Below are 24,218 nucleotides of genomic sequence, written 5' to 3' on the forward strand. Positions count from 1 at the left end.
TCAGAGCGCCGGATCGCCCAATTCCAGGTGCAGCGCGTCCAGCGCCGCCAGGACGTCGGGCGAGAGTTCGGTGGCGAAGGCCGCCACGTCCTCCTCCAGCTGCGCCACGCTGGTCACGCCCAGGATGGTGCTGCTCACCTGCCACTTGGCTGCGCAAAAGGCCAGCGCCAGCTGCGTGGGCGTGAGCCCCAGTTCGCGCGCCAGCGCGTTGTAACGACGCGCGGCCGCCAGCGCCGCCTCGCGCCCCCAGCGCCCCGAACGCACCGAGGCGTAGCGCGCGATGCGCGCCTCGCCGGGGGCCGCCGGGCCGCTGGTGCCGCCCGTGTCGTACTTGCCGGTCAGCAAGCCGAAGCCCAGCGGCGAGTAGGCCAGCAGCCCCACATCCAGCCGGTGCAGGGTTTCGTCCAGCGCGTGCTCCACGCTGCGGTTGATCAGGCAGTAGGCGTTCTGCACCGAGGCCACACGCGCCAGGCCATGGGCCTCGGCCAGGCGCACGAACTCGTGCACGCCATAGGGCGTCTCGTTGGACAGGCCGATGGCCCGCACCTTGCCCGCGCGCACCAGGCTGTCGAGCGCGCGCAGCTGCTCCTCGATCGCTGGCGCAGGCTTGTCCTGGGTCGGGTCGAAGTAGCGCGCGCCGAAGGCCGGCAGGTTGCGCGCCGGCCAGTGCAGCTGGTAGAGATCGATCACGTCGGTGCGCAGGCGTTTCAGGCTCGCCTCGCAGGACTCGACGATGTCGCTGGCCTTGAACTCGGCCCGGCCATGGCGGATCCATGGCATGCCGCGCGGCGGGCCGGCGGCCTTGGTCGCCAGCAGCACGCGCTGGCGCACACCGGGGCGCGCCGCGAACCAGTCCCCGATGATGGTCTCGGTGGCGCCATAGGTCTCGGCACGCGCCGGCACGGCATACATCTCGGCCGTGTCGATGAAGGTGATGCCCAGCGCGAGCGAGCGGTCCAGGATGGTGTGCGCGGTGGCGCTGTCGACCTGCTCGCCGAAGGTCATGGTGCCCAGGCAGAGCGGCGTCACGTGCAGGCCACTGCGGCCCAGGGGAACAGTGTGCATGGAGGATGCTTGTCGGTACGGCCAAAAGAAGCGCGCGAGTGTCGCAGCTTTCCTGTCGCGCGGCTGACGGCGCCCGGCCCCGTCCCTGCCCTACCATCGCCGCCCATGTACCAGCCCCTTCGCCCCTCGCGCAGCGACATGATCCCCCTGCGCACGCTGCGCGCCCATGTCCGCCTGTGGGGCGAGCCGGCGCCGGGCCGCGTGCCGCTGGTGCTGGTGCACGGCTGGATGGACGTCTCGGCCTCCTGGCAGTTCGTGGTGGACGCGCTCGCGCAGGACCACTTCATCGTCGCGCCCGACTGGCGCGGCTACGGCCTGACGGAGGCCGCGCCGGTGGACAGCTACTGCTTCGCCGACTACCTGGGCGACCTGGACTTCCTGCTCGACCACTACGCCGGCGACCAGCCCGTCAACCTGGTCGGCCACAGCATGGGCGGCAACGTGGCCATGATGTATGCGGGCGTGCGGCCGGCCCGCATCCGCCGGCTCGTGAACCTGGAGGGCTTCGGCTCGCCCGAGCACCGGCCCGAGGAGGCGCCCGGCCGCTATGCGCGCTGGATGGACGAGCTGAAACAGTTCCACCGCGGCGAGATGGAACTGGCCCCCTACGACAGTGCCGACGGCGTCGCGCGCCGCCTCATGCGGACCAACCGCCGGCTGCCGCAGGACAAGGCCGACTGGCTGGCGCGCGAGTGGGCGCGCGAGACGCCGCGCGCCGAGGGCGGCAACGAGTGGCGCATCCGCGGCGACGCTGCACACAAAACCATCTTCGCCCAGGCCATGCGCGTGGACGAAGTGCTGGCGCTGTACCGCGCGATCACCGCGCCCGTGCTGGCCGTGGAAGCCTCCGACGACAGCCTCTCGCAATGGTGGAAGGGCCGCTACACGCTGGACGACTACCACCGCCGGCTGGAGCAGATTGCCAGCTGCGAAGTGTTGCGCATCGCCGACGCCGGCCACATGCTGCAGCACGACCAGCCCCAGGCGGTGGCCCAGGCCATCGAGCGATTCATCGCCTGAACGAATTCGGTTACAAGGCGTTGCAGTTATCGGGCAATTGCCGTCCAATGCCCTCCGGGACCCCCGGAGATCTGCATGAAACTCAGCCTCAAGCTCCCTCTGGCCTTCGTCGCTGCGCTGGCTGCCCTGCTCTGTGCGGCGCTGTTCGGCATGTTCCAGCTCAACCGGGGCCTTTTGACCTACGAGACCACCGTGCGTGCGCACACCGCGCAGGAGCGCGACGTGGCCGCGCTGCTCAACGACTTCAAGACCCAGGTGCAGGAGTGGAAGAACGTGCTGCTGCGCGGCAGGGACCCGGCGCAACGCGACCGCTACTGGGCCGCCTTCCATAAGAAGGAAGCCGAGGTGGCCCGCGGCGCCCAGCAGCTTGCCGCCGTCCTGGGCGATAGCGAGGCGGGCCGGCTGATCGCGCGCTTCCGCGAAGCGCACACCACCATGGGCGCGGGCTACCGCAAGGGCTATGCGGCCTTCGAGGCCGCGGCCTTCGAATCGGGCGTCGGCGACAAGGCCGTGCAGGGCATGGACCGCGAGCCGGCCCAGCTGCTGGACCAGGCCGGCGAGAAGATCGCGGCAGAAAGCCGCGGCATCGCCGAGGTGGCGGCTGCGCAGTCGCGCCGCGCGCTGTCCATCAGCCTGGCCACCATGGCCGTGGTCTGCGTGCTGGCCATCGGCGGCGCCATCGCGTTCAGCCGCTCGGTCGTGCGGCCGCTGGACCGGGCCGTGGCCGTGTCGCGCGCCGTGGCTTCGGGCGATCTGACCGCTGCCGCCCAGGTGCTGGGCAAGGACGAGGTGGCCGAATTGCTCAACGCCTTGCACGCGATGCAGGGCGCGCTGTCCTCCGTCGTCAGCAACGTGCGCGAGAACGCCGAGGGCGTGGCCACGGCCAGCGCCGAGATCGCGCTGGGCAACAACGACCTGTCGGCACGCACCGAACGGCAGGCCTCGGCCCTGCAGCAGACCGCGGCATCCATGGAGCAGCTCAGCGCCACCGTGCGCCAGAACGCCGACAACGCGCGCAGCGCCAACGGCCTGTCGCAGGAGGCCTCGCGCATCGCGGCCGAGGGCGGCGCCGCCGTGGGCCGCGTGGTGCGGACCATGCAGGGCATCGCCGACGCCTCGCGCCGCATCGCCGACATCATCGGCACCATCGATGGGATCGCCTTCCAGACCAACATCCTGGCGCTCAACGCGGCCGTGGAGGCCGCCCGCGCCGGCGAGCAGGGCCGCGGTTTCGCCGTGGTGGCGAGCGAGGTGCGCCACCTGGCCCAGCGCAGCGCCGAGGCCGCGCGCGAGATCAAGGCGCTGATCGGCACCAGCACCGCGCGCGTGGAGGAAGGCTCGGCCCAGGTCGACGCGGCCGGCGCCACCATGCAGCAGGTGGTGGCCGCGATCCAGCGCGTGACCGACCTCATGGGCGAGATCAGTGCCGCCAGCCAGGAGCAGAGCTCGGGCGTGGCCCAGATCGGCGAGGCCGTGACGCAGATGGACCACGCAACCCAGCAGAACGCCGCGCTGGTGGAGGAGAGCGCCGCCGCGGCCAGCAGCCTCAAATCCCAGGCCCACGACCTGGTCCAGGCCGTGGCCGTGTTCCGGCTCGGCGCCGGCCAGCCGCGCCTCACCCACGCGGCCGCCTGAGCCGCCCCCTCCCCCCGCCCGCCGCAGGGACACGGCGGGTGCCTGGGTGCGCATGAGAAAATCGCACGTTTTGCCGCACGGCACCACCTGACAAGCGAGAACACCATGGACGCAGAGCACATCAACCAGATCGGCACCCAACTGACGGACCTGGCCGCAAGGACCCAGGAACTACGGGGGTATCTTTGACGCCGATGCCAAAGCCGAACGCCTGAGGACCGTCAACGCCGCGCTGGAAGACCCCGCGGTCTGGAACGAACCCAAGAAGGCCCAGGAACTCGCCAAGGAGAAGAAGGCGCTCGAAGACGTCGTCTTGACGCTGGAGCGGCTCGCGCGTGAGCTCGCCGACAACAGCGAGCTCTACGAGATGAGCAAGGACGACGGCGACGAGGCGGGCTTGGCCACCATCGAGGCCGAGGGCGCCAAGCTGGCCGCCGAGGTCGAGGCGCTGGAATTCCGACGCATGTTCAGCAACCCGGCCGATCCGCTGAATTGTTTCGTCGACATCCAGGCCGGCGCCGGCGGCACGGAGGCCTGCGACTGGGCCAGCATGCTGCTGCGCCAGTACCTCAAGTACGCCGAGCGCAAGGGCTTCAAGACTACGGTGGAAGACGAGTCGCCTGGCGACACGGCCGGCATCAAGGGCGCCACGATCAAGGTCGAGGGCGAGTACGCATTCGGCCTGCTGCGCACCGAGACTGGCGTGCACCGCCTGGTGCGCAAGTCGCCGTTCGACAGCTCGGGCGGGCGCCACACCAGCTTCGCCAGCATCTTCGTCTACCCGGAGATCGACGATTCCATCGAGATCGAGATCAACCCGGCCGACGTGCGCACCGACACCTTCCGCGCCTCCGGCGCCGGCGGCCAGCACATCAACAAGACCGACTCGGCCGTGCGGCTCACGCACATCCCGACCGGCATCGTGGTGCAGTGCCAGGACGGCCGCAGCCAGCACAGCAACCGCGACGTGGCCTGGAAGCGCCTGCGCTCTCGTCTGTACGACCATGAGATGCGCAAGCGCCAGGAAGAGCAGCAAAAGCTCGAGGACAGCAAGACCGACGTGGGCTGGGGCCACCAGATCCGCTCTTACGTGCTGGACAACAGCCGCATCAAGGACCTGCGCACCAACGTGGAGATCTCGGCCACGCAGAAGGTGCTGGACGGCGATCTGGACGCCTTCATCGAAGCCTCGCTCAAGCAGGGCATCTGAGGATGAAGACCGAGGCCCTGATCTTCGACATGGACGGCACCATGGTCGACTCCATGCCCTGGCATGCCCAATCCTGGGTGGCCTTCTGCCGCCAGCATGGCATCCAGATGGAAGCGACCGAGATCCTCGCGCGCACCACGGGCCGCACCGGCGTGGAATGCATGGCCGAGGTGTTTGGCCGCCCGCTGGACGAAGCCGAGGCGCTGGCCTTGGTGCACGAGAAAGAACAGATCTACCGCGATCTGTTCGCGGACACGTTCCGCGAGATCGCGGGCTTCACGGCGTTCGCGCGCCAGGCGGCGGCACGCGGGCTCAAACTGGCCGTGGGCACGGCGGGTGACAAGCACAACATCGCATTCGTGATGTCGCGCCTGGGCATGACCCCGCCGCCGCTGGCCATCGTCGGTGGTGACGAGGGCCTGTCGGGCAAGCCCACGCCCGCCATCTTCCTGGAAGCCGCGCGCCGCATCGGTGTGGCGCCCGAACGCTGCATCGTGTTCGAAGATGCGCCCTTCGGCATCGAGGCCGCCCGCCGCGGCGGCATGCGCGCCGTGGCCGTGTGCAGCACCCACAGCGCAGAAGAACTCGCCGGCCCGCATGTGATCGCGGCCGTGCGCCACTACGACGAACTCGTCCAATCGAAATTTCTGGAGATGCTTGATGTTGCAATTGCGTGACGCGCAGAGCCAGCCCGTGGCCATCCACCGTGGCGACTACCAGGCACCCGCCTTCTGGATCGACACGGTCGACCTCTGCTTCGATCTGGATCCGGCCAAGACCCGGGTGCTCAACAAGATGGTCTTGCGCCGCAACCCCGAAGTGCCGGCCCAGGCGCTGCGGCTGGACGGCGAGGAACTGAACCTGGCCCGCGTGTTGGTCAACGGCCAGGGCGCCTCGTTCCGCATCGAAGACGGCCAGTTGGTGCTGGAGAACCTGCCGGCGGCCGAGGAAGGCGCGTTCGCGCTGGAAATCTTCACCACCTGCGCGCCGGCCAAGAACACCAAGCTGATGGGGCTGTACGTCAGCAACGGCTCGTTCTTCACGCAGTGCGAGGCCGAAGGCTTTCGGCGCATCACCTACTTCCTGGACCGTCCCGACGTGATGGCCAGCTACACCGTGACGCTGCGCGCCGACAAGACGCTCTACCCCGTGCTGCTGTCCAACGGCAACCTGGTCGAGCATGGTCCCTTGAGCGGTGAAGGCAACGAGAATCGCCATTTCGCCAAGTGGGTGGACCCGCACAAGAAGCCCAGTTACCTGTTCGCACTCGTGGCCGGCAAGCTGGTGGCGCGCGAGCAGCGCATCCGCTCGCGCCTGGGCGGCGACCATCTGTTGCAGGTCTACGTGCGTCCGGGCGACCTGGACAAGACCGAGCACGCCATGCAGTCGCTGATGGCCTCGGTGGCCTGGGACGAGGCCCGCTTCAGCCTGCCGCTGGACCTGGAACGCTTCATGATCGTGGCGACCAGCGACTTCAACATGGGGGCCATGGAGAACAAGGGCCTCAACATCTTCAACACCAAGTACGTGCTGGCCAACCAGGCCACGGCGACGGACGTGGACTTCGCCAACATCGAGTCGGTGGTGGGCCACGAGTACTTCCACAACTGGACCGGCAACCGCGTGACCTGCCGCGACTGGTTCCAGCTGAGCCTGAAGGAGGGCCTGACGGTCTTCCGCGACCAGGAGTTCAGCCAGGACCTGTGTGCCGAGCCTTCGGCCCGCGCCGTCAAGCGCATCGAGGACGTGCGCGTGCTGCGCACGGCCCAGTTCCCCGAGGACGCCGGCCCGATGGCGCACCCGGTGCGGCCCGACAGCTATGTGGAGATCAACAACTTCTACACCGTCACGGTCTACGAAAAAGGCGCCGAGGTCGTGCGCATGATGCAGACCCTGGTGGGCCGGGACGGCTTTGCCGCCGGCATGAAGCTGTACTTCGAACGCCACGATGGCCAGGCCGTCACCTGCGACGACTTCGCCCAGGCCATCGCCGACGCCAACCCGGGCTCCGAACTTGCGCGCTTGCTGCCGCAGTTCAAGCGCTGGTACAGCCAGGCCGGCACGCCGCGCGTGCATGCCGCGGGCGCGTACGACGCCGCCGCAGGCCGCTACACGCTGACGCTCACGCAAAGCTGCGCGCCCACGCCCGGCCAGGTGCTCAAGGAGCCCTTCGTGATCCCGGTCGCGCTGGGCCTGCTGGGCGAAAGCGGCCAGGAACTGAGCACGCAGCAGCCCGCGCTGTTCGTCATGACCGAAGCGCAGCACCAGATCGTGTTCGAAGGCCTCACCGCCGAGCCCGTGCCTTCGCTGCTGCGCGGCTTCTCGGCCCCGGTGATCCTGGACATCGAGTACAGCGACGCCCAACTGCTGGCCCTGCTCGCGCACGACAGTGACCCGTTCAACCGCTGGGAAGCGGGCCAGCGCCTGGCCCTGCGCCGTGCGTTGAAAGCCATCGCCGACGACGGCACCGCGGCAAGCCAGCCAGTGCTGGACGCCCCCTTCATCGATGCCATGCGCGAGGTGCTGCGCCACCCCGTGCTGGACGCGGCCTTCAAGGAGCTGGTGCTGACGCTGCCGTCCGAGACCTACCTGGCCGAGCAGTTGGACGTGGTCGATCCGCAGCGCATCCACGCTGTGCGCGAAGCCATGCGCGCGCAGCTGGCCGAGGCGCTCTTCGAGGACTGGCAATGGGCCTTTGAAGAGCACCGCGACAACGGCGCCTACCAGCCCGACCCGCGCTCCTCTGGCCGCCGCGCGCTGGCCGGCCTGGCGCTGGCCCAGTTGTGCCTGGCCGCACGCACGAGCGGCGATACCGTCTGGCCCGGCAAGGCCTACCAGCGCTTCAAGGACGCCGGCAACATGACCGACCGCTTCAACGCGCTGTCGGCCTTGGTGGCCAGCGCCCACGAGCTCGCGGCCCCTGCCCTGCAGCGCTTCCATGCGCTGTTCAAGGACGAGGCCCTGGTGCTGGACAAATGGTTCGCGCTACAGGCCGGTAGCCCCGACCGCAACGGCAACGTGCTGCCGGCCGTCAAGCAGCTCATGAGGCACGCCGACTTCAACCTGCGCAACCCCAACCGCGCGCGCAGCGTGATCTTCAGCTACTGCAGCGCCAACCCGGGCGGCTTCCACCGCCTGGACGCTGCCGGCTACGTGTTCTGGGCCGACCGCGTGGTCGAGCTCGACGGCATCAACCCACAGGTCGCCGCCCGCCTGGCGCGCGCACTGGACCGCTGGAAAAAGCTGGCCGAACCCTACCGCACGGCTGCGCGCGAGGCGCTGGCCCGCGTGGCGGCCAAGGCCGACCTGTCCAACGACGTGCGCGAGGTCGTGACCCGCGCACTGGACTAAATGGCCGCCCGGCTTTTCACTCCCTGCGGTCGTGTAACTCCACCCCCCGAGGGGGAGGCGCGGCCGGCTTGGGGCGGCCCGGCGCTCGGCCGCTTCTAATCACCCACTTCAAAGGAATCCCATGACCCAGAAAGTCTCACTGACCCGCTACCTGGTCGAACAGCAGCGCGTCGACGGCCTGATCCCGGCCCAGCTGCGCCTGCTGCTGGAAGTGGTGGCACGTGCCTGCAAGCGCATCAGCTTCGCCGTCAACAAGGGCGAACTCGGCGACGTGATGGGTGCAGCCGAAACCCAGAACGTGCAGGGCGAGGTGCAGAAGAAGCTCGACATCATCGCCAACGAGGTGCTGATCGAGGCCAACGAATGGGGCGGCCACCTGGCGGCCATGGCCTCCGAGGAAATGGAAGGCATCTACGTGGTGCCCAACCGCTACCCGCAGGGCGAATACCTGCTGCTGTTCGATCCCCTGGACGGCTCGTCCAACATCGACGTGAACGTCAGCATCGGCACCATCTTCAGCGTGCTCAAAAAGCCCGACGACCACCCCGGCGTGCAGGAAGCCGACTTCCTGCAGGCCGGTGCCAAGCAGGTGGCGGCCGGTTACTGCATCTATGGCCCGCAGACCACGCTGGTGCTGACGGTCGGCGACGGCGTGGCCATGTTCACGCTGGACCGCGAGCAAGGCTCCTTCGTGCTGACGCAGGAAAACCTGCGCATCCCCGAGGACACCAAGGAATTCGCGATCAACATGAGCAACATGCGCCACTGGGACGCACCCGTGAAGCGCTACATCGACGAATGCCTGGCCGGCAAGGACGGCCCGCGCGGCAAGGACTTCAACATGCGCTGGATCGCCAGCATGGTGGCCGACGTACACCGCATCCTGATGCGTGGCGGCATCTTCATGTACCCCTGGGACAAGCGCGAACCCGAGAAGCCGGGCAAGCTGCGTCTGATGTACGAAGCCAATCCCATGGGATGGCTGGTCGAGCAGGCCGGCGGCGCCGCCACCAACGGCAAGGAGCGCATCCTGGACATCGAACCGACCAAACTGCACCAGCGTGTGAGCGTGATCCTGGGTTCGAAGAACGAAGTCGAGCGCGCGACCGGCTACCACACCGAAAAATGACGCTATAATCGCGGGCTACGCCGGTGTAGCTCAGTCGGTAGAGCAGCTCATTCGTAATGAGAAGGTCGAGGGTTCGATTCCTTTCTCCGGCACCAACAAAATCAAAGGGTTAGGCCTCACAAGGGCCTAGCCCTTTGTGCTTTCTGGGTCGCGTTTTTAGTCCGTACCGACGCTGTACCGACACCGAACCCCATCGTTTGCTCATAAAACGCGTTCGGGGATGACCCTCCGTCCCTCCCCGCGTGCACGTAACGCCGCGATTTCACCGCGGTGCTCAATCGGAAGGCACCGCGTCGCAGCCCGCACCAGGCAACGATCCCAGAAGTTCCCCCGCCTGTTGTCCACAGTGTTGTCCCTGTCTGATGAGGACAACACGCTTTCGCAACGAACGGAAGTCACACCCCCCGCTTGAGCGAGCGGACCGAACCGGACCGACAGACGCTCGGACTTTGAAGGGCCTCCGCATGTGAGATTGTTCACGTCGAACAATCTGTCACACCTCTCTGCCTCATGTGGCTTTCGGCGGTGTATGTGCTTGATCTTGCCCGGGTTTTTAAATGTGGCCTATCGTTTGCTTTGTTTCTTTCAGTTACAACAGAGGGCTTTGCGACAAGCCCAGAACCTGGACTCACATGCTTTCCCTGCTTGCTCGACTTGGCCTCGTATCTGCAGCTGCCCTCACGCTGTCCTCCGCGATGGCCGCGCCCATCACCACTTGGAACTACTCGGTCACCAGCGTGTTTGTTCCCGCTGAGACCACGTTCAACGCGGCAACGGGCCAGGGCGTCAGTAACAGCACCAAAGCTGTGAGCACCTCGGAGATCAGCTGGGGGCGCAAGAACGGCAAAGTTGGGGTGGACCGCAGCGCACTGCAGATCAAGAACAGCCCAAACCTAGGCGACGGCAAGCTGGTGACTAACGGTGCCAGCAATGTTGCGAACACCTACACGCACGTCAACAACAACAACATCGGCACGGGCAGCGTGTCGTTGCACGCGACGACGATCCTGGCAACGCTGAAGCTGACGGCCGACGGCTTCGATCTGCCTGCGCAGGTAGCGAAGTACGCAATCAACTTCTACGAGACGCCGAACAGCGGCGTTTGCCCGGAGTACAGCGTCACCAAGTGCTCCGACATCTTCGTTCTGGATGGTCCGCTGACCGCTCAGTTCGAATACAAAGACTATCTGTACACCGTCACTTTCGCCTCCAATCCGGATCTGATGGAGCTGAAGCCTTCGACCTGCGCACTGACCGGCGCCGCAGCTGGTTGCGTTGGATTCATCACCCAAGAAGGCAAGGTCACTGACGTGAACTTCAACTTGCGCATCGAAGCCCAGTATGTGCCGGAGCCTGCTTCGCTGGCGTTGCTCGGCTTGGGCTTGGTCGGGTTGGCAGCGGTGCGGCGCCGTAAGCAAGCCTGATCGACGCTACCTACAGCACCTAGACCCGGCTCCAGCCGGGTTTTGACCCTTTGTCCATTCTGGCGGAGCCGGCTCGTCGGCCACGACGCCGCGTCGAGACCATGCTCCGTGCAAGACGCCCGAGACCCCGCGATCCGGACCGGTCTGCGGCCCTCGTCAACCGCCAACGCGGTCTTCAGTTGTCTGTGCTCAATCGATGTGCACTGCGTCGCAGCCCGCGCCAGACAACGATCTCCGAAGATGCCAGCCCTGTTGTCCACAGCGTTGCCCACGTGGAGCAGGGACAAGTCAACACGCAGTGCCGATCCCGTCGACCAGACCCGGAACTGCCGCCGTGACCACGGGGCGATTGGCGGCGTCAGTGCACCTGACGAGCCGCGGCGTTCTGCTGGCGTTCCTGGCTGATCTGCTCGAGCCGGGTGCCGGCAGCCAGTGCGCCACGGGCCAAATATGCGATGAGAGCGATAGCGGCAAGTACGGAGAGGGTCATGACAGTATCTCGAACCGTGTTCTGTGAAACGACTTGATACCAATATGGTCGTTGCATTCGCCGCTTTTTTGAACGAGTGCAAACCCTGTTTCGAGTGGCTTTTTTGGCGATCAACCGGAGGCGGGCCCCGGTGCGCATCAGGGGCGTCTTCTCTTGGCGATCAAGGCCATGGCAATGACCGTTGCAATCAGAGCCCAGCCGTCGTCGGCCAACCAACCGGCAGTGGACACCATGGACTCCTGCGCGGGAGGGGGCATGTCGGAAAGAGGTCCGAAGGCCACGACGGCCGACACGGATAGAACAGACGCGAGAGCGATCAGGACACGCTTCATTGGCTTGCACGATGGTGCGCTGCGCAGATGGGCATGGAGCGCCAGCTCACATACTGCGAAGGCAGGAGAGGATCGACCGGCGCGGCGCGCGGGGGCTTCCTGGATAGTGCACCAGTTCGTGCACAGCGTTGGCGACTTTCCGCACGGATCGGCTCCCGAGAGGTGGTCTGTCGGTCATGCCCTCCAAAACTGCGTCGCCCCAGAACGACACAGCCGCCCAAGGGCGGTTCATCGCAGGACGCAAAGGCGCTCAGGCATCACCCAGGCAGTCGGCCGCCCTGTCCGTCCAGCGGATGTGTGTCGGTTCGTAAGCGGTTGGCCACGGCAATCAACCGCGCCATCGCCGCATGCACACTGCAGATTGGCACCTGCCGCCGGTGCCGCGCCGCGTTGGTGACGCTGTGCAATGGTGGCGGGACGGTGACGGACCGAGAACCAGCGGACGCGCGATGAACCCAATACCCATCTCCATCCCGAGGTTCACACTGCCATGCATCTGCTCAAGACCTCCGCCGCCCTTCTGCTCGCCCTCGCCCTGCTGCCCGGTTGTGGCGGCGGGGAGGAGGACGAAGCGCTCTACGCGCAAGACGTTGCGATGGGCCATGAGGAGCCCCCCAGCCGTGGGCCGGAGTGGCTGCTGCCGCCGCCGGAAGAGCTCGTCCTGGTGGCCGAATGAAATGCCCGGTGCCGCTCAGGCGTCGGCCTGCGCCGCATCGATGAAGGCACGCACGGGCTCCAGTTGCGACGCCACGTTGAGCGCTGGCGCATGCCCGCAATCCGGCACCTCGATCACCTGCAGGCACCCTGCCGCCCCGGGGCCACGCCCGCGCATCGCCGCCACCGTCTCGGGCAGCACCAGGTCCGACTGCGCGCCCCGCAGGCACAGCACTGGCGCCACGATGGCGTCGTAGGCATCCCACAGCAGGTAGTCGTCGGGGTGGTCCACGAACTGCCCGACCATGGCCGGGTCGTAGTGCGGCGTGACGCGGCCGTCGGGCAAGCGCCTGGTGGACGTTTCTGTCAGCCGGCGCCATTGCGCGTCGCTGAGCCAGCCATAGGGCGCGTAGGCCTGGCGGAAGAAGGCCTCGAGTTCCGTCACGCGCGCGAACGCCGGCGGCTGGCCCGCGTACGCGCGGATGCGCGCGATGGCGGCTTCGGCCAGCTGCGGCGCGTTGTCGTTGAGCACCAGGCTCCGGACGCGCGCGCGCATGCCCGGTACCACCAGCCCGCCGGCACAGGCCATGCCGATGGCGCCGCCCATCGAAGTGCCGACCCAGTGCGCCTGCGCGATGCCCAGTGCGTCGAACAGTGCCTCGGCCAGCCGCGCGTAGAACGCGATGCAGTATTCCTCGCGCGGCGCCGGGCTCCACTGGCTCAGGCCACGGCCGATGGTGTCGGGGCAGATCACGCGGTAGCGATCGGCCAGGTGCGCAGCCAGCTCGTCCATGTCGCGGCCTGTGCGCGCCAGGCCATGCCAGGCGATCACGACCGGGGCATCGGCAGCGCCCCAGGCGGTGTAGTGGATCTCGCGGCCGGCGCAGACCATGTAGTGCGAGCTGGGGGTCATGACGGAACTCAGTCGGGAATGGTCAGCACGCCGGCGGCGTAGTCGATGCGGTCGGCGGCGCCCGGTGTGGCGGCGATGGCAGGCACGTTGGCCGCCGTGATGGCCGGCGCGGCGCCCGGCGTGCCGCCGCGCGGCACGGTGCGCACCACCTGGCTGGGCGGCAGCGCCGTGCCGTTCTTGAGGTTCGCCCAGACGGCATCCAGCGCGCGGTTCAGGTACACGTGCAGCGGGATGTAGCGGCTGTCGTAACCGGGAAATGCCTGGTTGAAGAAGTCGAAGTGCTGCGCATTGGTGACCTCGATGTAGCTGAGCTTGCTGGCTGTGCCCTCGACCCGCTTGTTCAGCGCGGTGTAAGGCCGGGATGTGTGTGAAACCGGCAGCAGCGCATCGGCGCGGCCGTGCACGATCACGGCAGGCTTGCCGCGCAGGTTGCCGTTGCGGCGGGTTTCGTCCACACCAGTCTTCAGGCGTTGAGCCCAGGTGTCGTTGCCTTCGACCAAGTTGCGCAGGCACAGGGCGCCGTCCAGGTTCATGTCCAGGGCGCCGGTGGATGGTGAGCGCGAAAACAGGTCCTGCGCCGCGCCGCCAGGATTGTTCTCGTTGATGAGCTGGACGCCACCGGACGGCGGCACGCCGTTGCCGGTGGCAAACATGGTCGCCAAGGCGCTGACAGCCAGCGCCTCGGGGACACCTGTCGCGCTCGCGGCACCGTAGCTGTACCCGCACAGGCGATCCTGGACGCCAGCGCGCGAGAGCCCATTGGCAAAGGCCACGGCCACAGCAGGCGCTACCTCAAAGAATGCCAAGGACGGATGCAGCACATGGGCCTCGGCCTCCCATCCATAGGATCGCAGCTTTGCCAGCGCCTCCTCGGCTTGGGCCGCCGTGTCCGACGCCGTCAGCAGGCCCTTCGTCCGGAGCGAGGCGCAACGGGCCGAAGCCGGTGCCGACCGCAACGCAACGAACGTCGCCAGGAACGGCGCACCGGCCAGGCTGGGTGCCAACGCCGCGCACGACTGGAACACCTGCGCATAGGTCGTGAAGTCCACCAGCGTCTTCGCGCTGACGGGCACGGCCGTGGCGCCACGCCGGATGCTCACACCGGGGTCTGCCGGCAACTCGACGGCCGGTTCCGACACCGCCACCGCATCGATCCAGCCCTCGTCGTCGAGTTCGGCCGCCGCCAGCGCCGCGCCACCGCCGTTGGAGATGCTGGACGCGATCACCCACGTGTTGTCCCGCGCGAAGGTCTGCAGCCGCGTGCCGTCGCCCGCGCGCTCGCCCAGCCGTTCGTTGAGCACGTAGAACGCGAACTGAACGGCCTGCAGCGTGAAGCGACCCCAGTCCTTCTCGGGGTTCTGCTGGGAGTGCGCATGCTTGAACGCGAAACGGTTGGGCGTGGCGGCATTGAAGGCCGCACGCTCGCTGTCGCTCAGCGCGGCGCGGAAGGCCGCGGCTGTTCCGGCCGCAGCCGCGGATGCGCGCGTGCCGTCGATCATCGGCACCGTGTCGTTCGAGATGTCGTGCGGCGCCGCGCCCGTGCCCTTGTCGGTGTAGGCCACGGCACAGCCGCGTTTGAGGGCCCACTCGCCCGCCGAGATGGCACCGTAGACACCGCGCGAGCCCGACGAGGTGGCAGTCACGATGCAGGGCTGCCTGGCGTCGAAACTGTTCGGCACCTGCACCATCAGCGTCACGTTGCGCCGGCCCGTGCCGTCGTCGCTGTAGGCGATGTACTCGCCGCCGGCCACCTTGCCTTCGCCCAGCGAGGCCGTGCCGTCCAGCGCCACGTTGGGACCGTAGAGCACGCCGTAGCCGCCCGCGGCCGTCATGTCCAGCAGCGCGCGGTAGTTGTGGTAGATGGCATTGCGGCGCAACTCCACCGCGGTCGGCGCGGCGGCGTCGGTGTAGCCGGGCGCGGCACCGGCCAGGCCCGTCTTGCCCAGGCCGGCAGTCAGCAGGTCGTTTTTGTCGCCGTCGTACTCCAGCATGGTCACCGTGCCGACGAAACCAGGCTTGGCGTTGGCCTTGGAACCGTCGTCGCCGCAGCCGGCCGCCTGCATGGCCGCCGCCAGGGCCACTGCACAGAGCGGCATCCGCCGCGGGGTCTTGCATCGCATGGTCTGTCTCCTCGTCGTTGAAAGAACTCAGCGCCGTGCCAACGCGCGCGCCCGCAGGCGCCCGACGATGCCGGTGGGAAAGTGGTAGACCGAGAGCACGAACAACAGGCCCAGCCAGAGCAGCCAGCGATCGGGCGTGAACACGGCCGCAAGCCAGGGCACCCCGGAGACAGCCTCGTTCGCCAGCCGCAGCAGGTCCTGCAGGTAGCTTTGCGCCACCACGAACAAGGTGGCGCCGATGGCCGCGCCGTAGACGGTGCCCATGCCACCGATCACGACGATCAGCAGGATGTCGACCATGATCTCGAACGACAGCGAGGTGTCCGGCCCGTTGTAGCGCAGCCAGATGGCCAGCATGGCGCCGGCGAGCGTGGCGAACAGCGCGGACAGCACGGCCGCGGTCGTGCGGTAGACCACCACGCGGTAGCCGATGGCCTCGGCGCGGAACTCGTTCTCGCGGATGGCCTGCAGCACCCGGCCGAACGGCGAGTTGACGATGCGCAGCAGCGCCAGCACGAGCCCCACGGCCAGCACGAACAGCCCGTAGTAGCAGAGCAGCCGCCCATCCAGAGAGGCGCCCAGGAAGGGTTCCTCGGCGAATTCGAAGCTCGGCGAGATCAACTCGGGCATCTTGAAAGTCAGCCCGTCCTCGCCGCCCGTGAAGGACGAGAGCTGCGAGGCCAGCGTCTGGAACGCCGAGGCCACGGCCAGCGTGATCATCGCGAAGAAGATCGCGCGCACGCGCAGCGAGAACAGGCCGATGGCCAGCGACAGCACGAAGGACAGCGCCAGCGCAGCGCCCACGCCCAGCGCGAGCGCGTCCCAGCCCGCGCCCATGCGCGAGGACGCGATCGCCACGCCGTAGGCACCGATGCCGAAGAACATGGTGTGGGCGAAGCTCACGATGCCGGTGTAGCCCAGCAGCAGGTCGAAGCTGGCGACCAGCACCACGAACACCAGCACCTTGGCCGCGACGTTGAGCGCCTTGACGCCCGGGAACAGAAAGGGCGCGAAGGCCAGGCCCAGCAGCAGCGCCACGAGAATTGCGGCCAGCCAGCGGCTGCGCGGCAGGTCGTGCGAAAGAATACGGCTGCTCATACCTTCACCACCGGATACACGCCCTGCGGCCGCCACATCAGCACGGCGACCATCAAGGCTATGGAGGCGAACTGCGTCGCCACCGGCAGCACGAAGCCCACGTAGTTGACCATCAGCCCCACCAGCAGCGCACCGATCAGCGCGCCCAGCGTGGAGCCCAGGCCACCAATGATGATGACGATGAAGATCAGCACGTTGACCTGCGCGCCCATCTGCGGGATGAGGTTCTGCTGGAACAGGCCCCACATCACGCCGCCCAGGCCCGCCAGCGCGCTGCCGGCCACGAACACGCCGACGAACAGCCGGCCGATGCGGTAGCCCAGCGACTCGACCATCTCGCGGTCCTGCACGCCGGCGCGGATCAAGAGGCCGATCTTGGTGCGCGAAAGCAGCCAGGCCAGCGCCACGAACACCACCAGACCCACGGCCACGGCCAGCAAGCGGTAGCGGCTGATGGCGGCTTCGCCGATGAACAGGGAGCCGCGCAAGGCCTCGGGCAAGGGCAGCGGGATCTGCGCCGGGCCCCAGACCATCTTGATGAACTCCTCGCCGATGATCATGCCGCCCATGGTGATCAGGATCTGCTTCAAGTGCTGGCCGTAGACCGGCCGCACGATGAAGCGCTCGAAGGCCAGGCCGACGGCTGCCGCCACCGCCATGGCCACCAGCATGGCCGGGAACACGGCCACGAGGTTGCGCCACAGTTCCTGCGAGCCGGTCCAGTCGCCCATCAGGCCCAGCACGCTGCTGGCCACGAAGGCGCCGATGGCGATGAACAGGCCGTGGCCGAAGTTCAGCACGTCCATGAGGCCGAACACCAGCGTGAGGCCCGACGCGATGATGAAGACGATCATGCCCATGGCCAGACCTGCGACCGTGAGCGTGAGCCAGGTCGAAGGCGAACCCACCAGCGGCAAGGCCAGCAATGCGAGCACCGGCACGAGCGCCAGCGGCTTCCAGTCAAAGTTGTTCATATCGCAAGCCCCAGCAAGGAATGCTGCAACGCCGCGTCGGCCGCGAAGTCCGCCATGCCGCCGGCATGCGCCACGCGGCCGTTGTCCATCACAGCCACGGTGTCGCCCAGCCGCCTGGCGAAGTTCAGGTTCTGCTCGACGAGCAGGATGGTCACGCCCTGCGCCTTGAGCTCGGCAAAGGCATCGATCATGTTGTCGACGATGGCCGGCGCCAGGCCCTTGCTGGGCTCGTCCACGATCAAGAGCTGGCGTGGCTCGACGATGGCACGGGCCACCGCCAGCATCTGCTTCTGCCCGCCCGAGAGCTTGCCGGCCGGGTGGTTCCAGAACTTCTCGACGGCCGGGAACATCTTGAAGATCCACTGCAGGCGGCCGCCGTCCATCTGCTCGGCACGCTTGGCGGCGCGCGCGGCCAGCAGCATGTTTTCCTTGACCGTGAGGTCGGCGAAGATGCCCATGTTCTCGGGCACATAGGCCACGCCCAGCGCGGCGATCTGCGGCGTTGCAGCGGCCGTGATGTCCTGCCCTGCGAGATGCACCCTGCCCTGCGACGCATGCCACAGGCCCATGACGGTGCGCAGCGTGGTCGACTTGCCGGCCCCGTTGCGGCCCAGCAGCATGGTGACCTGGCTCTTGGGCACCACGAGGTCCACGCCATGCAGGATGTGGTACGCGCCGATGTGCGTGTGCACGCCTTGAAGCTCCAGCAGGTTCATGCCTTGGACACTCCCAGATAGGCTTCTTGAACGATGGGCGAGGCGATCACTTCGGCCGGGTCGCCGTCGGCCACGAGCTGGCCGTTGTGCAGCACGATGATGCGGTCGGCCAGCTCGCGCACCACGTCCATCTTGTGCTCCACGAGCAGGATGGTCTTGGTCTTGTCGCGCTTGAGCTTGCGGATCAGGTCCAGGATCACGGGTGCCTCGGCCGCGTTCATGCCGGCCGTGGGCTCGTCGAACATGAAGACCTGCGGCTCCAGCGCCATCAGCAGCGCCACTTCCAGCTTGCGCTGGTCGCCGTGCGGCAGGCTGGCCACGGTGTTGTGCTCGCGCGCCTTCAGCGCCACCTCGGCCAGGATCGCGTCGGCCCGCGCCGTCAGGCCCCGGTGGTCGCTCCAGATGCTCCACAGGTTCAGGCCGCGCCGGTGCGGCCCTTCCTGCGTGGCCTGCACCGCCAGGCGCACGTTCTCCAGCACCGTGAGGTTGGGAAACAGGTTGGTGAGCTGGAACGCCCGGCCCAGGCCCGCCCGCGTGCGCGCCGAGGGCGGCAGGCCCGAGAGGTCGTGGCCGTTCAGCGACACCGTGCCGGCCGTGGCCTTGAGCTGGCCCGAGACCAGGTTGAAGTAGGTGGTCTTGCCTGCGCCGTTGGGGCCGACGATGGCAGTCAGCGTGCCCGGCGCGAAGCGGCAGCTGACAGCGTTCACCGCGACGTGTCCGCCGAAGCGGACCGTCAAGTCTCGGGTTTCCAGCATGCTGGCGGTCAGCGCTTGTTGCGGATGGGGACCTGCATTTCCTCAGGCTTGATCTCGCGCACCAGTTCCGGCACACCCCAGGCGAAGGCCGGATCCTGCTTGATGCGGAAGTGGTACATGCTCTGCATGGCCTGGTGGTCTTCCTTGCGGAAGGTCATGGTGCCCTTGGGCGTGTCGAAGCTCATGCCCTCCATGGCCGCGATGAGCTTGTTGGTGTTGGTCTCGCCGCCGGTCTTCTTGAGCGCCGTGACCACCGCCATCGCGGCCGAGAAGCCGCCGGCCGTGAAGAAGTCGGGCGGCGTCTTGAACGCCTTGTAGTGGGCCGCGACCATGGCCTCGTTGACCGGGTTCTTGGGCAGGCCGAAGTAGTAGTAGGTGGCGCCCTCCATGCCCGGGAAGCGCTTGTAGGCCGTCATGGCCGGCAGGATGTTGCCGCCCGTGGCCACCTCGATGCCGAAGCGCTTTTGCAGGTCGGCGTCGGCCAGCGCGTTGAACGGCGTGGTGGCACCGGCCCAGACCACCCAGACCACCTTGCGGCCCGGCTTGTCCTTGAGCTGGTCGACGATGCGCTGGATGCCGGCCGTGAAGTCGGTCGTGGTCGGCGGCAGGTATTCCTCGTGGCCGATCTTGGCTTTCTTGACCGCGTCCTTGAAGGCCTTCACGCCGTCGCGGCCGAACGCCCAGTCCTGCGCCAGCGTGACGATGGTGGTGCCATCCTTGTCCAGCGCCACGGCGTTGCTGATGGCGTCCTGGCTGGAGTTGCGGCCGGTGCGGAAGATGTACTTGTTCCACTTGTCGCCCGTGATCGAATCGGCCACGGCCGGCTCGACGATGAGCACCTTCTTGTACTCCTCGGCCACCGGCAGCATGGCCAGCGCCACGCCCGAGCCCGTGGTGCCCACCGCCAGGTCGGCCTTGTCGTCGGCGTAGGCCGTGGCCAGCAGCGACTTGCCCAGGTCGGGCTTGCCCTGGTCGTCCTTCTCCAGGACGACCAGCTTCTTGCCGTTGACGGCCATGGTCCCGCCGGTGGCGTAGTCCAGGCCCATCATGAAGCCGGTCTGCGTCTGCTTGCCATAGGCCTCCAGCGCGCCGGTCTTGCCGTAGACGTGGGCGATGCGGATTTCCTTGGACTGGGCGAAGCTCGCGGTGGCGCACAGTGCGAGTGCGGCAATGGCTGACAGGCGTGCCAGACGGCGACGGTTCATGGCGTAGTCTCCAAATGTGTGGTGACTGGAAATTGCACAGTCCATGCCACCCAGAACAATCGTTGTTTTTCAATGGTTTACGATGTTTCCATCGTGGCATGGACCGACATTTCAGACAACACATATGCCTGAATTTTAGACAACTGCACGCCATTTCTACAGGGTTTTCCTGAAGAATGCGGTGCCACCGCCCTGTAGGCCGGCACCCCGTCCCAGGGCCTTTGCCGCTGCGGCGGCACTAGCATTCGTCCCGCCCTTTCGGGCCAGATGGAGCTACCAAGGAACCGCCATGCACAACACGCACAACAACCGCTTTCGCACCCTCGCCGGCACCGCCCTGCTGACCGCCTGCAGCCTCGCCTTCGTCGGCTGCACGACCACCAAGCCGGGCACGGCCAGCGCGCCCGCGTCGGCGCGCCACGCCATCGATGCCGACGTCGATGCGGCCCTGTCCAAGCTCTACAACACCGTACCGGGCTCGCGCGAACTCGTGGCACGCTCGGCCGCTACGCTGGTGTTCCCGTCCGTGATCAGCGCCAGCTTGGGGCTGGGCGCCGAGTACGGCCGCGGCGCCTTGCGCGAGGGCAACCGCACGGTGGGCTACTACAGCACCACGGCCGGCTCGGTCGGCTGGCAGGCCGGCGCCCAGTCGCGCGCCGTGATCTATGTGTTCAGCACGCGCGACGCGCTCGAGAAGTTCCGCGCCAGCAACGGCTGGACCGTGGGCGCCGACGCCACCGTGGCCCTGGCCACCGTGGGTGCCAACGGCCAGGTCGACAGCAACACCATCCGCCAGCCCGTGGTCGGCTACGTGCTGACCAATGCCGGCCTGGAAGCCGGCGTGGCACTGCAGGGCGCCAAGATCAGTCCTGTCACGCCGTGAGGCATTGCCCCAGGCTGGCCCATGCCCGCCCGGGGATGCCCCAACTTGGGGCCCAGCGTGCACCACGCGCGCTGACGCGCTGCCAGCGCTCCTGCGCAAGTCGTTGATTCCATTGAGACAGCGACTGGCACGTCAATTGCAACAGCTGCCCTGTCCCTCGGCGCCGTAGCCGGGGGACAGGGCGGTTTCACATCCGCCCGACTCTCCGCCAACGGTGGCGGAACCTCTGTCTGTGCTGGCCCCACTCGGCTGTGCGCAGGCGGTGTTCCAACCGACCGGCGGAGCGCGCAAGCGCCACCCGCCAGGGCCGGCCGAGGCGCTCCCTGCGCTGCGGCCTGCCCGCACCCAGCAGGAGCGCAAGCCAAATGAAGATCGTCGTCGTCGGCCACGGAATGGTGGGCCACAAATTCCTCGAGAGCCTGGCCGAGAGCAGCCTGTCCGGCCTGGACGTCACCGTGCTCTGCGAAGAGCCGCGCGCCGCGTACGACCGCGTGCACCTCTCGGAGTTCTTCAGCGGCAAGAGCGCCGACGAACTCTCGCTGGTGGCGCCCGGCTTCTTTGAGAAGACCGGCTTCAAGCTGCGTCTGGCCGCCCGCGCGGCTGCCGTGGAACGCCGCGCCAAGACCGTGACCACGGCCGACGGCGAGGTCATCGCCTACGACAAGCTGGTGCTGGCCACCGGCTCCAACCCCTTCGTGCCAGGCGTGCCGGGCCGCGACCGCGCCCACTGCCACGTCTACCGCACCATCGAGGACCTGCAGGCCATGCAGGCCTCCGGCGCCAGGTCGACCAGCGGCGTCGTGATCGGTGGCGGCCTGCTGGGCCTGGAGTGCGCCAAGGCCTTGCGCGACATGGGCCTCACGACGCACGTGGTCGAGTTCGCCCCGCGGCTCATGACCGTGCAGGTGGACGAAGGCGGCGGCCGCACGCTGCGCACCAAGATCGAGGCGCTGGGCGTGCAGGTGCACACGGGCCGCAACACCACCGAGATCACCGATGGCGCCACCGCGCGCCACCGCATGGTGTTCGCCGACGGCACGCACCTGGAGACCGACATGATCGTGTTCTCCGCCGGCATCCGCCCGCGCGACGACCTCGCCCGCCAGTGCGTGCTGGCCATCGGCCCGCGCGGCGGCGTGGTCATCGACAACCACTGCCGCACCAGCGACCACGATGTCTACGCCATCGGCGAGTGCGCGTCGTGGAACGAGCAGGTGTTCGGCCTCGTTGCGCCCGGCTACGACATGGCACGCGTGGTGGCGCGCCACATCGCGGGCGACGCGGAGGCGGCCTTCACGGGCGCCGACATGAGCACCAAGCTCAAGCTCATGGGTGTGGACGTGGCCAGCATCGGCGACGCACAAGGCAAGACGCCCGGTGCTTGCTCCTACCACTTCGTGGACGAGCGCAAGCAGATCTACAAGAAGATCGTGGTCAGCGAAGACGGCAAGAAGCTGCTCGGCGCGGTGCTCGTCGGCAACGCCGACGAATACGGCACGCTGCTGCAGACCGCGCTCAACGGACTGGCCTTGCCGGAAGACCCCGAGTTCATGATCCTGCCTTCCAGCGATGGCAAGGCCAAGCCCGGCCTGGGCGTGGAAGCCCTGCCCGATGCGGCGCAGATCTGCTCGTGCAACAGCGTCAGCAAGGGCCAGATCTGCGCGGCGGTTGGTGAAGGCGCCTGCACCGTCGCCGACCTGAAAACCTGCACCAAGGCAGGCGCCACCTGCGGTGGCTGCGTGCCGCTGGTCACCCAGGTCATGAAGTTCGAGATGGCGCGCCGCGGCATGGCGGTCAACAACCACGTCTGCGAGCACTTCGCCTACTCGCGCCAGGAGATCTACCACCTCGTGCGCGTGGGCAACATCAAGACCTTCGACGAGCTGTTGGCCAAGCATGGCAAGGGCCTGGGCTGCGACATCTGCAAGCCCGTGGCGGCCAGCGTGCTGGCCTCCATCTGGAACGAGTTCGTGCTCAAGCCGCAACTGGCCAAGCTGCAGGACAGCAACGACTACTTCCTGGGCAACATCCAGAAGGACGGCACCTACTCGGTGGTGCCGCGCATGCCGGGCGGCGAGGTCACGCCCGACGGCCTGATCGCCGTGGGCCAGGTGGCCAAGAAGTACGGGCTCTACACCAAGGTCACGGGCGGCGCGCGGGTCGACATGTTCGGCGCGCGGCTGGAGCAGCTGCCGCTGATCTGGGAAGAACTGATCGCCGCCGGCTTCGAAAGCGGCCACGCCTACGGCAAGTCGCTGCGCACCGTGAAGAGCTGCGTGGGCAGCACCTGGTGCCGCTACGGCGTGGACGACTCCGTGGGCCTGGCGGTGCTGCTGGAGAACCGCTACAAGGGCCTGCGCGCGCCGCACAAGATCAAGTTCGGCGTCTCGGGCTGCACGCGCGAATGCGCCGAGGCCCAGGGCAAGGACGTGGGCGTGATCGCCACCGACAAGGGCTGGAACCTGTACGTCTGCGGCAACGGCGGCATGAAGCCGCGCCATGCCGAACTGATCGCGAGCGACCTGAGCAAAGCAGCGCTGATCGCGCTGATCGACCGCTTCCTGATGTTCTACGTGCGCACGGCCGACCGGCTGCAGCGCACCAGCACCTGGCGCGAGGGCCTGGAGGGCGGGCTGGACTACCTCAAGCAGGTGCTGATCGACGATTCGCTGGGAATCGCCGCCGAACTCGAGGCCCAGATGCAGCACGTGGTCGACACCTACCAGTGCGAGTGGAAGAGCGCCGTGACCGACCCGGCCGTGCGCGCACGCTTCAAGAGCTTCGTCAACAGCGAGCAACCCGACCAGCGCATCGTGTTCGTGAAGGAGCGCGGCCAGATCCGCCCCGCCCGCCTGGATGAACGCGACACCGCCGCAGCCTGACCCGGAGCCCCACCATGCTTGCCAAAACCCACACCTGGACCCCCGTCTGCGCGCTGGAGGCCATCGTTCCCCACACCGGCGTCTGCGCCCTCGTCGAAGGCCACCATGTCGCCGTGTTCCGGCTCGGCGACGACCGCATCCATGCCATCGACAACATCGACCCCAAGTCCGGCGCCAGCGTGCTCTCGCGCGGACTCATCGGCAGCCTGGGCGAGCGCACCGTCGTCGCCTCGCCGCTCTACAAGAACCACTTCGACCTGGCCACGGGCGAGTGCCTGGAAGCGCCCGAGCATTCGGTGGCCGTGCACGCCGTGCGTGTCGAAGACGGCCACGTGCTCGTCGCCCTGAACTGAACCCATCCC

General features: G+C 67.5%; 20 protein-coding genes and 1 tRNA gene. 12 read left to right on the forward strand and 9 right to left on the reverse strand.

The window, feature by feature from the left end; translation table 11 throughout:
- Positions 1–1,065 (reverse strand): aldo/keto reductase, encoded by a 1,065-nt coding sequence (locus ASF45_RS01895; RefSeq protein WP_056656011.1) that lies wholly within the window; start codon positions 1,063–1,065, stop codon positions 1–3.
- Positions 1,066–1,170: 105 nt separating this feature from the next.
- On the opposite strand from ASF45_RS01895, the gene ASF45_RS01900 reads away from it, so the two are divergent.
- From ASF45_RS01900 to ASF45_RS01935, 8 genes are all read left to right on the forward strand, one after another.
- Positions 1,171–2,085, forward strand: a complete 915-nt coding sequence (locus ASF45_RS01900; RefSeq protein WP_056656014.1) for an alpha/beta fold hydrolase — start codon at positions 1,171–1,173, stop codon at positions 2,083–2,085.
- A gap of 75 nt (positions 2,086–2,160) precedes the next feature.
- Positions 2,161–3,720: a methyl-accepting chemotaxis protein gene (locus tag ASF45_RS01905; protein WP_056656017.1), complete on the forward strand. Its 1,560-nt coding sequence runs from the start codon at positions 2,161–2,163 to the stop codon at positions 3,718–3,720.
- 105 nt (positions 3,721–3,825) lie between these two features.
- A protein-coding gene (gene prfB / locus ASF45_RS01910) for a peptide chain release factor 2 (RefSeq protein WP_156472782.1) occupies positions 3,826–4,930 on the forward strand; the annotation gives its coding sequence in 2 pieces (ribosomal slippage) (positions 3,826–3,906 and positions 3,908–4,930; 1,104 coding nt in all).
- A 2-nt stretch (positions 4,931–4,932) separates the two neighbouring features.
- On the forward strand, positions 4,933–5,607 hold the full coding sequence (locus tag ASF45_RS01915; protein ID WP_056656020.1) for an HAD family phosphatase: 675 nt from the start codon (positions 4,933–4,935) through the stop codon (positions 5,605–5,607).
- Positions 5,591–8,281, forward strand: coding sequence for an aminopeptidase N (gene pepN / locus ASF45_RS01920; RefSeq protein ID WP_156472784.1), 2,691 nt, complete (start codon positions 5,591–5,593; stop codon positions 8,279–8,281). Before ASF45_RS01915 ends, pepN begins: the two co-directional genes overlap by 17 nt.
- Positions 8,282–8,402: 121 nt before the next feature.
- The gene (locus ASF45_RS01925) at positions 8,403–9,410 is read left to right on the forward strand and encodes a class 1 fructose-bisphosphatase (RefSeq protein ID WP_056656026.1); all 1,008 of its coding nucleotides are present in this window, start codon (positions 8,403–8,405) and stop codon (positions 9,408–9,410) included.
- A 19-nt stretch (positions 9,411–9,429) separates the two neighbouring features.
- Positions 9,430–9,505, forward strand: a tRNA-Thr gene (locus ASF45_RS01930).
- Between the two features lie 537 nt (positions 9,506–10,042).
- Positions 10,043–10,834, forward strand: a complete 792-nt coding sequence (locus ASF45_RS01935) for a THxN family PEP-CTERM protein (protein WP_162243949.1) — start codon at positions 10,043–10,045, stop codon at positions 10,832–10,834.
- Positions 10,835–11,192: 358 nt separating this feature from the next.
- On the opposite strand, the gene ASF45_RS36790 is transcribed toward ASF45_RS01935, so the two are convergent.
- Entirely contained in the window at positions 11,193–11,324 is a 132-nt protein-coding gene (locus ASF45_RS36790; protein WP_255357753.1) for a hypothetical protein, read from the reverse strand.
- 822 nt (positions 11,325–12,146) lie between these two features.
- Between ASF45_RS36790 and ASF45_RS01945 the strand changes: the two genes are divergently transcribed.
- Positions 12,147–12,332: a hypothetical protein gene (locus tag ASF45_RS01945; RefSeq protein WP_056656035.1), complete on the forward strand. Its 186-nt coding sequence runs from the start codon at positions 12,147–12,149 to the stop codon at positions 12,330–12,332.
- A gap of 15 nt (positions 12,333–12,347) precedes the next feature.
- Here ASF45_RS01945 and ASF45_RS01950 read toward each other — a convergent pair whose 3' ends face one another.
- The 7 genes from ASF45_RS01950 to ASF45_RS01980 are packed head-to-tail and all read right to left on the reverse strand — an operon-like array spanning position 12,348 to position 20,091.
- Positions 12,348–13,223: an alpha/beta fold hydrolase gene (locus tag ASF45_RS01950; protein WP_056656037.1), complete on the reverse strand. Its 876-nt coding sequence runs from the start codon at positions 13,221–13,223 to the stop codon at positions 12,348–12,350.
- Between the two features lie 8 nt (positions 13,224–13,231).
- Positions 13,232–15,343: a D-(-)-3-hydroxybutyrate oligomer hydrolase gene (locus tag ASF45_RS01955; protein WP_200932093.1), complete on the reverse strand. Its 2,112-nt coding sequence runs from the start codon at positions 15,341–15,343 to the stop codon at positions 13,232–13,234.
- 27 nt (positions 15,344–15,370) lie between these two features.
- Positions 15,371–16,441 carry a branched-chain amino acid ABC transporter permease gene (locus ASF45_RS01960; protein ID WP_056656042.1) on the reverse strand — a complete coding sequence of 357 codons (1,071 nt, stop codon included), beginning with the start codon at positions 16,439–16,441 and terminating at the stop codon, positions 15,371–15,373.
- Positions 16,438–17,415: a branched-chain amino acid ABC transporter permease gene (locus ASF45_RS01965; RefSeq protein WP_056656045.1), complete on the reverse strand. Its 978-nt coding sequence runs from the start codon at positions 17,413–17,415 to the stop codon at positions 16,438–16,440. Before ASF45_RS01965 ends, ASF45_RS01960 begins: the two co-directional genes overlap by 4 nt.
- Complete coding sequence (locus ASF45_RS01970) at positions 17,412–18,131, reverse strand: ABC transporter ATP-binding protein (RefSeq protein ID WP_056656048.1); 720 nt, start codon at positions 18,129–18,131, stop codon at positions 17,412–17,414. The genes ASF45_RS01965 and ASF45_RS01970 overlap by 4 nt, the downstream gene beginning before the upstream one ends.
- A complete protein-coding gene (locus ASF45_RS01975; RefSeq protein WP_056656051.1) occupies positions 18,128–18,886 on the reverse strand; it encodes an ABC transporter ATP-binding protein in 759 nt (252 codons plus the stop codon). Before ASF45_RS01975 ends, ASF45_RS01970 begins: the two co-directional genes overlap by 4 nt.
- Before the next feature lie 8 nt (positions 18,887–18,894).
- Positions 18,895–20,091, reverse strand: coding sequence for a substrate-binding domain-containing protein (locus tag ASF45_RS01980; protein WP_056656053.1), 1,197 nt, complete (start codon positions 20,089–20,091; stop codon positions 18,895–18,897).
- Positions 20,092–20,380: 289 nt separating this feature from the next.
- On the opposite strand from ASF45_RS01980, the gene ASF45_RS01985 reads away from it, so the two are divergent.
- From ASF45_RS01985 to nirD, 3 genes are all read left to right on the forward strand, one after another.
- The gene (locus ASF45_RS01985; protein ID WP_056656054.1) at positions 20,381–20,974 is read left to right on the forward strand and encodes a YSC84-related protein; all 594 of its coding nucleotides are present in this window, start codon (positions 20,381–20,383) and stop codon (positions 20,972–20,974) included.
- A 365-nt stretch (positions 20,975–21,339) separates the two neighbouring features.
- Complete coding sequence (gene nirB / locus ASF45_RS01990) at positions 21,340–23,856, forward strand: nitrite reductase large subunit NirB (protein ID WP_056656055.1); 2,517 nt, start codon at positions 21,340–21,342, stop codon at positions 23,854–23,856.
- 14 nt (positions 23,857–23,870) lie between these two features.
- Positions 23,871–24,209, forward strand: a complete 339-nt coding sequence (nirD, locus tag ASF45_RS01995) for a nitrite reductase small subunit NirD (RefSeq protein ID WP_056656061.1) — start codon at positions 23,871–23,873, stop codon at positions 24,207–24,209.
- The last annotated feature ends 9 nt before the right edge of the window (positions 24,210–24,218 follow it).

It is taken from the genome of Pseudorhodoferax sp. Leaf265 (assembly GCF_001422365.1).
GTDB lineage: Bacteria > Pseudomonadota > Gammaproteobacteria > Burkholderiales > Burkholderiaceae_C > Pseudorhodoferax.

Coding starts and splice junctions, on each gene's coding strand:
- ASF45_RS01895 (WP_056656011.1), bottom strand. CDS start 1,065: ATGCACACTGTTCCCCTGGGCCGCAGTGGCCTGCACGTGACGCCGCTC.
- ASF45_RS01900 (WP_056656014.1), top strand. CDS start 1,171: ATGTACCAGCCCCTTCGCCCCTCGCGCAGCGACATGATCCCCCTGCGC.
- ASF45_RS01905 (WP_056656017.1), top strand. CDS start 2,161: ATGAAACTCAGCCTCAAGCTCCCTCTGGCCTTCGTCGCTGCGCTGGCT.
- ASF45_RS01915 (WP_056656020.1), top strand. CDS start 4,933: ATGAAGACCGAGGCCCTGATCTTCGACATGGACGGCACCATGGTCGAC.
- pepN (WP_156472784.1), top strand. CDS start 5,591: ATGTTGCAATTGCGTGACGCGCAGAGCCAGCCCGTGGCCATCCACCGT.
- ASF45_RS01925 (WP_056656026.1), top strand. CDS start 8,403: ATGACCCAGAAAGTCTCACTGACCCGCTACCTGGTCGAACAGCAGCGC.
- ASF45_RS01935 (WP_162243949.1), top strand. CDS start 10,043: ATGCTTTCCCTGCTTGCTCGACTTGGCCTCGTATCTGCAGCTGCCCTC.
- ASF45_RS36790 (WP_255357753.1), bottom strand. CDS start 11,324: ATGACCCTCTCCGTACTTGCCGCTATCGCTCTCATCGCATATTTGGCC.
- ASF45_RS01945 (WP_056656035.1), top strand. CDS start 12,147: ATGCATCTGCTCAAGACCTCCGCCGCCCTTCTGCTCGCCCTCGCCCTG.
- ASF45_RS01950 (WP_056656037.1), bottom strand. CDS start 13,223: ATGACCCCCAGCTCGCACTACATGGTCTGCGCCGGCCGCGAGATCCAC.
- ASF45_RS01955 (WP_200932093.1), bottom strand. CDS start 15,343: ATGCGATGCAAGACCCCGCGGCGGATGCCGCTCTGTGCAGTGGCCCTG.
- ASF45_RS01960 (WP_056656042.1), bottom strand. CDS start 16,441: ATGAGCAGCCGTATTCTTTCGCACGACCTGCCGCGCAGCCGCTGGCTG.
- ASF45_RS01965 (WP_056656045.1), bottom strand. CDS start 17,415: ATGAACAACTTTGACTGGAAGCCGCTGGCGCTCGTGCCGGTGCTCGCA.
- ASF45_RS01970 (WP_056656048.1), bottom strand. CDS start 18,131: ATGAACCTGCTGGAGCTTCAAGGCGTGCACACGCACATCGGCGCGTAC.
- ASF45_RS01975 (WP_056656051.1), bottom strand. CDS start 18,886: ATGCTGGAAACCCGAGACTTGACGGTCCGCTTCGGCGGACACGTCGCG.
- ASF45_RS01980 (WP_056656053.1), bottom strand. CDS start 20,091: ATGAACCGTCGCCGTCTGGCACGCCTGTCAGCCATTGCCGCACTCGCA.
- ASF45_RS01985 (WP_056656054.1), top strand. CDS start 20,381: ATGCACAACACGCACAACAACCGCTTTCGCACCCTCGCCGGCACCGCC.
- nirB (WP_056656055.1), top strand. CDS start 21,340: ATGAAGATCGTCGTCGTCGGCCACGGAATGGTGGGCCACAAATTCCTC.
- nirD (WP_056656061.1), top strand. CDS start 23,871: ATGCTTGCCAAAACCCACACCTGGACCCCCGTCTGCGCGCTGGAGGCC.